Here is a 2,061-nt window from a genome sequence, read left to right as displayed (position 1 = left end):
GGTAGGCGGCGCCGTTCCAGAGGCCGTGCAGGGCGACCCGTCCGGCCAGTGCAGGGCAAGGGTGCGGCACGCCCAGTCCAGTCGCCTGGCCACGCCGCGCCAGGTGTCGAAGGGCCGGGCGGAGATCCCGACCCTGAGCGTGGCGTCGAACCGCACGGACACCGAGGGCGGCAGGTGCAGGCTCAGGTCGAGGTCGTCGTGCACGTCGTTCCGCTCCCGGTGCACGAGAGTGCGCACCTCGGCCCAGACCGTGCGCCGCATCACGAAGTTCGATCCGAAGATCGGCGGCTGCGCGAGCCACAGCCCGATCAGCCGGAAGTACCCGCCGAGGTACACGAACCGCCCGAGCGCGGCCACGAGCCGCGGGCAGTCGTAGAAATCACCCGGCCCCGTGACGACGTCGACGAGGGGCTCGAGCGTGAGGATCCGCTCGACGCGCTCGATCCAGTCCGGCGGTGGCACGGAGTCGGCGTCGAGCCGCGCGATCAGGTCGCCGGACGCCGCGTCATAGCCGGCGGCGGCGGCCGGCCAGATCCCCTGCACCGGTTCGACCACGAGAACGGCGCCGGCCGCGCGGGCGACGCGCGCCGAGGCATCCGTTGAGGCGTTGTCGACGACGATGATCTCGTCGGCCTGCCGGGTCTGGTCCCCGAGTGCGGCGAGGACCGCCTCGAGGAAGACCGCGTCGTTGTAGCAGGGGATCACGACCGAGACGCAGGTCACGGTGCCCCCTCTCGCCGCGCCGATTCGGGTCGGGTACGGACTCGCCGCACATGCTACTCCCGGCCCGCCCGAGGGGGCGTCAGAGGGTGCGGCAGTGCGTGGTCAGGAAGCCGATCTTGTCCACGGTGATCGTCACGGTCGAGCCATCGTGCAGGAAGACCGGGGGAGTGCGGCTGTAGCCCGCGCCGCCGGGGCTGCCCGTGGAGATGAGCGTGCCGGGCAGCAGCGTCGAGGTCTGCGAGAGGTAGGACACGAGCTCTGCGACCGACCGCATCATGTCGCCGGTCGAGGCATCCTGCAGGATGCGCCCGTCGACGTGGGTGGTCAGCGTGAGGTCCTGCGGATCGGCGATCTCGTCGCGGGTCACCACGACCGGGCCGGTCGGGGTGAAGCCGTCGAAGGACTTGCACCGCGACCACTGCGCCTCGGAGAACTGCAGGTTGCGGGCCGTGATGTCGTTGACGACCGTGTAGCCGAACACATAGTCGAGGGCGTCACGCACCGACACGTTGCGGGCCGGGCGCCCGATGATGACGCCGAGCTCCGCCTCGTAGTCGACCTGGGTGGCGACCTCCGGGGCCCACGAGATCGTCGACTCGTGGCCGGTGAGGGAATTCGGCCAGAGTGAGAACACGATCGCGCCGGTCTCCGTCCGCAGCTTGAGCTCGTCGGAGTGCGCGGCGTAGTTGGCGCCGATCGCGATGATCTGCGGCGGCCGCAGCACCGCGGATGAGTAGCGCAGCTCCTCGAGCGGAGTGAGCGTCGCTCCGTGGGCGACCGCGTTCTCGCTGAGGGCGCGCACCCGGTCGTACTCGCCGCTGCCTCGTTCGATCAGGTCCTGCAGGTCGCGCGGGGCGTCCTCGAGGATCTCGTCGAGGAAAAGCGCGGATTCCGCGAACACCGCTGCCAGGCGGGGCGTGGACTGGCCATCAACTCTGAGGTGCGCAAACTTCACCTGCCTAGAGTAGCCGTCAATCGGGAGAGCTACGCCGCAGCCGGCCCGGGGAGCGCGGCGGCCCGCCAGAGGTGCATTCCGGCGTAGCTGCGCCAGGGCGCCCAGCCGGCGCCGTGGGCCGCGAGGGCGCGCGGGTCGCCGGGGAGGCCGAGCCGGGCTGCGCCCTGGCGGAGGGCCAGGTCGCTCGTCAGGAGGATGTCCGGGCTCCCGAGCACGCGCATGGCCACATAGCCTGCGGTCCACGGTCCGATCCCGGGCAGCGCGGTCAACGTCGCGGTCAGGGACTCCCGGGAATCCGCCGTCGACAGGGTGAGCTCTCCGGTCGCGAGCGCTTCTGCGACGCCGAGGATCGCTGCGATCCTCCTCGCCGGTCCGCGCAGCAC

At 71.3% G+C, this 2,061-nt stretch carries 3 protein-coding genes; all 3 read right to left on the bottom strand.

Going from position 1 to position 2,061, the window contains the following annotated elements; all coding sequences use genetic code 11:
• Window positions 1–723 (bottom strand): glycosyltransferase family A protein (locus QN345_RS18375; protein WP_323509040.1); only part of this gene is annotated, 723 nt, incomplete at its 3' end.
• Between the two features lie 79 nt (window positions 724–802).
• A complete protein-coding gene (locus QN345_RS18370; protein ID WP_134449571.1) occupies window positions 803–1,678 on the bottom strand; it encodes a fumarylacetoacetate hydrolase family protein in 876 nt (291 codons plus the stop codon).
• A gap of 29 nt (window positions 1,679–1,707) precedes the next feature.
• The coding region (locus QN345_RS18365; protein ID WP_416347677.1) for a DNA-3-methyladenine glycosylase family protein at window positions 1,708–2,061 on the bottom strand (354 nt) is incomplete at its 5' end.

It is taken from the genome of Cryobacterium sp. 10I1 (genome assembly GCF_035019805.1).
Classification (GTDB): Bacteria; Actinomycetota; Actinomycetes; order Actinomycetales; family Microbacteriaceae; genus Cryobacterium; species Cryobacterium glucosi.
This window is presented reverse-complemented; position numbering and strand designations above follow the sequence as displayed.